The organism is Actinomadura sp. HBU206391 (genome assembly GCF_014323665.1).
Taxonomy (GTDB): Bacteria; Actinomycetota; Actinomycetes; order Streptosporangiales; family Streptosporangiaceae; genus Actinomadura_C.
This window is the reverse complement of sequence record NZ_JABVEB010000232.1, coordinates 1-8,235: the sequence shown is the minus strand read 5'-3', so window position 1 is coordinate 8,235 and position 8,235 is coordinate 1. Positions and strand designations below refer to the sequence as shown.

Annotated in this window: 8 protein-coding genes; all 8 read right to left on the bottom strand. The window is 71.2% G+C overall.

The window, feature by feature from the left end; genetic code table 11:
• Nucleotides 1–57: 57 nt before the first annotated feature.
• A complete protein-coding gene (locus HKK72_RS32295) occupies nt 58–765 on the bottom strand; it encodes an alpha/beta fold hydrolase (protein WP_187238222.1) in 708 nt (235 codons plus the stop codon).
• Nucleotides 762–1,841 (bottom strand): aromatic ring-hydroxylating dioxygenase subunit alpha, encoded by a 1,080-nt coding sequence (locus tag HKK72_RS32290; RefSeq protein ID WP_222721409.1) that lies wholly within the window; start codon nt 1,839–1,841, stop codon nt 762–764. Before HKK72_RS32290 ends, HKK72_RS32295 begins: the two co-directional genes overlap by 4 nt.
• Before the next feature lie 35 nt (nt 1,842–1,876).
• Nucleotides 1,877–2,608: a 4-carboxy-4-hydroxy-2-oxoadipate aldolase/oxaloacetate decarboxylase gene (locus tag HKK72_RS32285; protein ID WP_187238221.1), complete on the bottom strand. Its 732-nt coding sequence runs from the start codon at nt 2,606–2,608 to the stop codon at nt 1,877–1,879.
• Nucleotides 2,605–3,336, bottom strand: coding sequence for a PIG-L deacetylase family protein (locus tag HKK72_RS32280; protein ID WP_187238220.1), 732 nt, complete (start codon nt 3,334–3,336; stop codon nt 2,605–2,607). The genes HKK72_RS32285 and HKK72_RS32280 overlap by 4 nt, the downstream gene beginning before the upstream one ends.
• Nucleotides 3,337–3,389: 53 nt before the next feature.
• On the bottom strand, nt 3,390–4,382 hold the full coding sequence (locus HKK72_RS32275) for a PDR/VanB family oxidoreductase (protein ID WP_187238219.1): 993 nt from the start codon (nt 4,380–4,382) through the stop codon (nt 3,390–3,392).
• Nucleotides 4,383–4,559: 177 nt separating this feature from the next.
• On the bottom strand, nt 4,560–5,240 hold the full coding sequence (locus HKK72_RS32270; protein WP_187238218.1) for a response regulator: 681 nt from the start codon (nt 5,238–5,240) through the stop codon (nt 4,560–4,562).
• Nucleotides 5,237–6,745: a GAF domain-containing protein gene (locus tag HKK72_RS32265; RefSeq protein WP_222721407.1), complete on the bottom strand. Its 1,509-nt coding sequence runs from the start codon at nt 6,743–6,745 to the stop codon at nt 5,237–5,239. Before HKK72_RS32265 ends, HKK72_RS32270 begins: the two co-directional genes overlap by 4 nt.
• Nucleotides 6,746–6,977: 232 nt before the next feature.
• The coding region (locus HKK72_RS32260; RefSeq protein WP_187238217.1) for an MFS transporter at nt 6,978–8,235 on the bottom strand (1,258 nt) is incomplete at its 5' end.

The following is an 8,235-nucleotide window of genomic DNA, read 5'->3' as shown; positions in this document are numbered from 1 at the left end:
GACCGGACGAGGAACTCCACATCGTCTCCTGTGTATGTCGGTTCGGTGCTGCCGCGCTCAGCCGGCGGCGAGTCGCAGCAGGACGTCGGCCAGCGCCTTGGGCGCGGTGACCATGGCCTCGTGCCCGGTGTCCAGATCGTGCACCGGCCAGCCGCGTTCGCGCGCCCGCTCCGCTTGGCCCTGGAACACCCGCATCCAGGTCACGCATTCGATGAACGCGGCCGGTACGTCGTCGACCGCGCCGGTGAGGCGCAGGGGGTCGGTGTAGGTCTTCCACGGGTGGGGGGTGAGCCGGGGGGTCAGCCAGTCCACGTCCGCCTGCTCGGTCACGCCGAGCACGGACAGCGAGCGCACCGGCACCAGCCAGCCGAATCCGGCGCCGGCGGCGGACTCGGCCCAGTGATGCGCCACCGTCTCGGGCAGCAGGTCGCGGGCCGCCTCGCCGTCGACGCCCACGAACGCGTCGAGGTGGACCCGGGTCGCGATCGCCTCCGGCCGCCGGTCCGCGACGGCGGTGACGATCTGTCCGGCGTAACTGTGCCCCACCAGTACGACGTCGCGCAGCGCCAGTACGTCGAGCAGCCGCACGATGTCCTCGACGTGCGTGTCGAGTCCCACCTGTGGTGACAGGAGATGGGCTCGCTCCGACAGGCCGGTGAGCGTCGGCGCGTGCACCTCGTGCCCTGCCGCGCGCAACAGCGGGGCGACCCGGTCCCAGCACCAACCGCCGTGCCAGGCCCCGTGGACCAGGACGAACGTGCTCATGTGCCGGCCCCCGCCGCGGTCGCCGACGGCCGGCGCGGCCGCCCGGCGGACGCGGTGCCGGGCGCCGCCTCGCGGGCGGCCATCTTCTCCAGCAGCCGCCGTCCGCGCAGACCCGCGACGTCGGAGCGGATGCTCGACTCCGGCGCCCGGACGGTCTCGGTGGCGACCATCACCTCCTGGGCCTCCAGGGCGTCCACGTCCTCCTTCATGACCGCGAGCTGCTGGTCCAGCTGGAACCGGGACAGCTCCTCGTCGTCGACTCTGTAGTCGCGGCCGAGGGCGAAGAAGTCGTGCGTCTCGGTCTCGGTGGCCGGTGTCATGCCGTAGATGACCTTCATGTGGAACCCCTCGGGCTCCTCGGTGCCGGTGGGCGCGAGCCGGATGTTGAGCTGGAAGACGCCCGGTGCGTAGAAGTCGCCGTCCTGCCAGCGGTCGATCGGCGAGGTCAGTCCCATCGACTTCTCATAGAAGGGGGGCGCTTCGATTGCGATCATGTGCCGGGTGAACGACACCCGGTCGCCCTCGCTGGTGACGTCGATCGGGGTGGCCGCGACCGCGGCGTTGCCGATAGTGCTCGGGTGCAGGAACGTCTCGTGGGTCAGATCCAGGAGGTTCTCCACGAGCAGCACGTGACGCGCCTTGAGCGGCACGACCCCGTGCACGTGGGTCCACTCGGGGTCGCTCAGCCAGGACGTGTCGGGCAGCAGACCCGGGTCGGCCCGGTCGGCGTCGCCGGGCCAGATCCACACGATGCCGTCCCGCTCGACCAGCGGGAACCGGTGCACCGAGGCCCGTGGGGTGTCGGGCTGCTCGGCGACACCCACGCAGACCCCGCCGCCGTCGATCCGGTAGCCGTGGTAGTTGCACTCGATGACGTCACCGTCGAGCCGCCCCAGGGAGAGCGGGAACCTGCGGTGCGGGCAGCGGTCCTCCAGAGCGGTGACCGTGCCGTCCTGCAACCGGTAGAAGCACACGGGCCGGCCGACGATCCAGCGCTGCATCAGCGTCCGTCCGACCTCATCGGACCAGGCACCGATGTACCAACCGTTCATGACCAGCGATGTCGTTGGCGCCAAAGCGGACTCCTCGAAACAGTTAGGACGGGAGATGGTCAGGCGGGTCCCTGATCGGCCGCCGGGACGGCCGTCTCGTCGGTGACCGCGGCGTCCACGTACGTCACGCCGAGCCGGGCCAGGGTCTCGCGCATGCCGTACAGGTCGAGTCCGAGCACCCCGGCCTGGAACTGCTCGCGTTTGTCCTGTTCGGCGGCCTCCCGGGCGAGCGTCTTGGCCGCCACCTCCGGTGCCTCCTCCAGTGGCACGCACAGCACCCCGTCGTCATCGGCGACGATCACGTCTCCTGGGCGGACGCAGGCACCCGCCACCACGACCGGGACGTTGACCGAGCCGGGGCTGGCCTTGACGGTGCCCTGCGCGGAGACGGCCCGGGACCAGGCGGGGAACCGCATCTCGGTCAGGTCCGCGACGTCGCGCACGCCCGCGTCGATGACGAGGCCGCGGACCCCCCTGGCGGCGAGCTGGGTGGCGAACAGCTCGCCGAACATGCCGTCAGTGGACAGCGAGGTCGTGGCGACGACCAGCACGTCACCCGGGCCGCACTGCTCGATGCAGGCGTGGATCATCAGATTGTCGCCCGGCTGGCTCAGCACCGTGACGGCCCTGCCGGCGATCCGGGCGCCGGGATAGATCGGCCGGAGCACGGGGCCGGTGAGGCCGCGCCGGCCCATCGCCTCATGCGTCGTGGCCACCCCGGCCCGCTCGAAGACGGCGACGGCCTCGGGGTCGGGCCGCCGGCCGGTCCGGACGATCACGTGCCGGCTCATCGCAGCTCCTCCCCCACCGTCGGGAAGGTCCGCTGGTAGGCCTCAGCGTGCGTGACCGTCTTCGGCGCGCCGTTACGCACGGCCTGCACGCCCCGGCGGACTCCCAGGTCGGTGTAGTAGCGGATCAGGTGCTCCTGTGCGGTCATGCAGGCCATCGCCTTGGTCTTGAGGTCGAAGACCGGGCTGATGTCCAGCAGCAGGTCGGGGGCGAACCCGCAGACCTCGGGCTGGTGCGGCTCGAACTGCAGGACCTGGGCGGCCCCGAGCGGACGGGTGGTGCGGTCGTGTCCGTGGGCCTGGGCGACCATCCGGGCGAGCAGCGTGGTCTCGTGCGCCTGGTTGTGGTCGCGGTTGTACGGGTCCTCGGCCACGTGGGTGAGCAGCACGTCGGGCTGCCGCTCGCGGAGCACGCCTACGATCCGTTCGACCGCCGCCTCGTCGACCCGCAGCGGATAGTCCCCGAGATCGAGGAACTCGATGCTCGCACCCAGCGTCCCGGCGGCCGCGGAGGCCTCGGCCCGCCGGACCTCCTTGACCCGCTCCAGGGTCATGTCCTGCTGCTTCCACAGGCCCTGGGACTCGCCCCGTTCACCGAAGCTCAGGCACAGTACGTGCACGGCGGAACCGCGCTGGGCGGACAGTGCGATCGCACCCCCGGCACGCCAGACGAAGTCGCCGGAATGCGCGCTGATCACCAGCACGGACGGGCTCGCGAGATTATCGGACATTGTGCTTTTGGCCTCCGGATAGCGGTCAGCAGTGATGCTGGTGAACGGGATGCTCAGAGGTCGAGGACGAGGCGCGCACCTCGGCAGCGGGAGACGCAGATCATCATCGTGTCCCCCGCGGCCTGCTCCTCCTCGGTGAGCAGGGAGTCGCGGTGGTCCGGTTCGCCCTCGAGCACGGTGGTCTCGCAGGTCCCGCAGATGCCCTCGGTGCAGGAGGACAGGACGGAGATCCCGGCCCGTTCGAGCGCGTCCAGCACGGAGGTATCGGGTGGCACGGTGACGGTCATGCCGGATCGCTCGCAGACGACGTCGAACGCCGTGTCCTCCCCGTCGGCCTCCACTGCGGCGGCCGTGAACCGCTCGACGTGCAGCGCGCCGTCGGCCCAGGTGCCGCACCGGAGCTGCACGGCGTCGATCAGGCCGGTCGGGCCGCAGCAGTAGACGTGGGTGCCGGCCGCCGGGGCGCCGAGCATGGTGTCCAGGTCGAGCAGGCCGGCCTCGTCCTGCGGGTACACGCGCACCCGGTCGCCGTACGCGGAGAGCTCGCCTAGAAAGGCCATCGAGGCGCGGGTGCGGCCGCCGTAGTGGAGCACCCAGTCCCCGCCGTCCGCCGCCACCGCCTTGATCATCGGCAGCAGCGGAGTGATGCCGATGCCGCCCGCGATGAACACGTACCGGCCGGACGGCCGCAGCGGGAAGTTGTTCCGGGGGCCGCGAACCCGCAGGGTGGTGCCTTCGGCGAGCTGGTCGGCGATCCACCGGGATCCGCCGCGTCCCTCGCCCTCCCGCAGGACGGCGATGCGCCAGCGGCCGCGGTCGGCCGGGTCGCCGCACAGCGAGTACTGGCGGATGAGACCTTCGGGCAGCAGCGTGACATCGATGTGCGCGCCGGGGGTCCACGCGGGCAGCCGCCCGCCCGACGGGAGCGCCAACTCCACGCCGACGACGCCCTCGGCCTCTTCTGTGCGAGCCGTCACCACGAGGTCGGCCTCGAAGTCCGAGCCGGCGCGGGGCGTTGATGCGTCAAGAACGGTGGACGCGGTCACGTGACGATGGCCTCCCTCACGTCGGTGCTGTGGGCCGCGGTCGTACAACCGCGTTCCCTAACGACTGTAGGGAGGCGCCCAGCGCCGGTAATCCGCCCGATGTCACCACCTGGGGCACCGATGCGACGTGTGGCGGCTACGTCATCCGTCTCGATCTCGTCGGCCGCCTCCGAGCGCTCACCCGGGCGGGGGGATGAGTCCCTCGCGGATGGCGAGCAGCGCGGCCTGCGTACGCGAGGAGAGCCGGAGCTTCGTCAGCACGTTGCTGACATGGGTCCGGGCGGTGCGTTCACTGATGGCCAGCCGGTCGGCGATCTCGCGGTTCGAGTGCCCCTGTGCGACCAGGGCCAGGATCTCCCGCTCCCGCGCGGTCAGCGACGTCAGCCCGACGTGCGGGGCGGTCATCCGCCGGGTGAGCTGTCGGGCCACGGCGGAGTCCAGGTGCACCTCACCGTCCACGGCGGCCTTGATGGCGGTGACGACCTCCTCGGGGTCGGCGTCCTTGAGCACGTAACCGGCCGCGCCCGCGGCCAATGCGGCGTGCACGCGTTCGGCCTCGCCGAAGCTGGTCAGCACGACGACCTTGACCTGCGGAAAGAGGCCCGCGATGGACTCCGTGGCCTCGACCCCGCCCATACGTGGCATCCGCAGGTCCATCAGCACCACGTCGGGCAGGGGCTCGCCCAGGGTGTCCCACTGCCGGAGCTGGGCGATCGCCTGACGCCCGTCGGCGGCCTCCCCCACCACCCGCAGGTCGGGTACCGCGGCGCTGTAGGCGATCAGGCCGCGCCGGACGATCGCGTGGTCGTCGACGACCATGACCCGGATGACCTCGGTCGTGGCCCGTTCGCCGGTCATCGTGTCCTCCCGTCCCTGGCCGGCGGCGCCGGCAGCGTCACGCCGACGGTCCAGCCTCCGGCCGCGTGGGGACCCGCGCTCAGTGTGCCACCCCACCGCTCGGCCCGTTCGCGCATCGAGACCAGGCCCAGCGTCTCCCGGCCGGCCGCCCCCGGGGCGGCGGCGCCGTTCACGCGGTCGAGGCCGCACCCGTCGTCGGTCACCTCGACGAACACGCCGCCTTCGGCGGACCGGCCGAACCGGATGCGCACCTCGCCGGCCCGGGCGTGCTTGACCACGTTGTGCAGCGCCTCCTGGACGATGCGGTAAAGATCCTCTTGGGCGTCGATCCCCAGACCCGGCTCCACGTCGCCGTGGGCATGCACGTCGACGACGAGGCCGGTGCGCGCCTCCAGGTCGGCGGCCTGCGCCTGGACGGCTCCGATCAGACCGCGCTCGGCCAGCTCCAGGGGACGCAGCTCGAAGACGAGCCCACGCAGGTCGGCCAGGGCGGCCTCGGCGAGCTCCGCCAGCTCCTCGGCGCCGGCGCGCACGACGGTCACGTCGGCGTCGGCGTCGGTGCGGTCGAGGTGGGCCCGCAGCGCCTTGGCCTGCATCCGCATCGAGAAGAGCTGCTGCACCACCGAGTCGTGCAGGTCTCTGGCCAGCCGGCGGCGTTCGTGCGACCGTGTCCCGGCGAGGAGCGCGGCGGTGTCGATGGCCACCGCGGCGTGATCGGCCATCGCCTTGAGGAAGGCCAGCGAGTCGGCGCCGGGATCCTCCGCGGGAACGTAGTAGGCGTTGATGACGCCGAGGGTCCGGCCGCGGACCACCATCGGCATGGACACGAAGCCGTCCCAGTCCGGGTGGTCCATGATGGCGTGCAACGGCGCCCACGCCGGGTCCGCCATGATCACGGGTTTGCGGTGCGGCACCACGACGGGCTCGCCCTGCTGGAACGCGTCCATGAAGCGGACCCTGGCGCCGAGGCGGCGGCAGGCGCTGAGCCGCTCGGTGAAGTCCCGGGCGTCGCCGAAGCCGGCCATCCCGAGCAGCCGCAGCTCGTCCTGGGGATCATCGAGGGCCAGGATCTGGACCGCGGCGATGTTCGCCGTCATCACGATCTCGCGCGCCACCGCCTCGAGTGTGGAGCGCAGCGACCACACGTCCGCGACGCTGGAGGCCGCCCTGACGATCGCGGTCAGCCGCTCCTGCTGCCGGAGAACCTCGGTGACGTCCTTGAACCAGACCGCGTAACCACCTCCCGGCCCGAGTCCTCGAAGACCCGGGGCGAGGCGGTATTCGAGGTCGCGGCGGCGGCCGTCCGGGACCGGCCACGGCGTACGGCGCAGTTCCTCACCGGCGCCGAGGTCGAAGGGCGCCGCCTGCCCGAGCAGACCGCCCCCAGGAGATCCGAGGATGTGCTCGGCGGCCGGGTTGAGCAGCACGAACCGGCCGTGCCGGTCCAGGACGGCCAGGCCGTCGGCGGACACCTCCAGCATGGCCTGGAGAACGGATCGGTCCACCGTTCCCGATGGCCCGGCAGCGCCGGCAGTGGATCCCACGTCGCTCCGTACTCGCGCCTCGTCGGCCGGTACGGTACCTCGCCACCCGGCCGACATCTCGGCGAAATGCTATGACAGATCCGGGCGAACAACGGAAATCCGCGCATCGAAGTGGCCACGGATCGGAGCGAATGGCGAGCGGGCCGAGGTCCAGATGCCCACGGCCCGCCCGCACGCCCACAACGGTCACACGTCAGCTCGACCCGGCCGCGACGGCCGGCCGGCTCGCTCCCTCGGTCACCTGCGAAGGGCCCGGCCGGAGGGCGAGGATGGCCACGAAGCTGATCAGGCAGAGCGTGGTCACGTACACGGCGACGGCCGTCGAGGTCCCGTACGAATCGAACAGGGCCGTCGCGGCGATCGGGGTCACCGCACCGCCGATCATTCCGCCGAGCTGGTAGGCGACGGAGATCCCGCTGTAGCGGACGCGCACGTCGAAGATCTCGGTGAACAGGCCGCCCTGGGCCCCGGCCATGATGCCCTGCACGATCGCGGCCACACTGAAGGCGAGCAGCGCGAGAGCGATGCTGCCGGTGTTGACCAGGCTGAACATGGGGATCGGCCAGAGCACGGCGGTCAGGGTGCCGAAGACGAACACCTTCTTCGCACCGAAGCGGTCGGAGATCACCGCGGCCAGGACGATCGTGCCGATCCACACCCCGGTGGAGACCAGGATCAGCGTGAGCAGCGTCGTCCGGTGGAAGCCGATCACCTTGGTCCCGTAGGTCAGCATGTAGACGATGACCGTGTAGCCGACGGCGGGCGGCGCGATCGAGGCCAGGCTGGCGAGCACGAGGTTGCGCGGCTCCCGGCGGACCAGATCGGCGAAGGGAACCTTGCTGACGGTCTTGTCCTGCTTCACCTTCCGGAACTCCGGCGCGTCCTGCAGCCTGGTACGGATCAGGAAGCCGAGGATCACCAGCAGCAGGCTGATCAGGAAGGGGATCCGCCAGCCGTACGAGACGAAGTCGTCGTTGGACATGTTCGAGACGGACAGGAACGCCAGGTTCGAGGTCAGCACGCCGATGGGCACACCGAACTGCGCGAAGCTGCCGTAGACCGCGCGGCGGCGAGGGGACGCGTGCTCAGTGGCGATGAGGACGGCGCCGCCCCACTCGCCGCCTACGCCGAATCCTTGCACGAGCCGGAGGACGACGAGCAGGAGCGGCGCCGCGACCCCGATGGCGGAATAGGTGGGCAGCAGGCCGATCAGGAAGGTCGCGACGCCGGTCAGCAGCAGGGTCAGGACGAGCATCGACTTGCGGCCGATCCGGTCCCCGAAATGGCCGATGATCGCGGCCCCCAGCGGGCGGGCGACGAACCCGACCGCGAACGTCGCGAAGGACGCGAGAGTGCCGGCCGTGCTGGAGTACTCCGGGAAGAAGACGGTCCCGAACACCAGCGCCGCGGCGGTGCCGAAGAGGTAGTAGTCGTACCACTCGATCGATGTG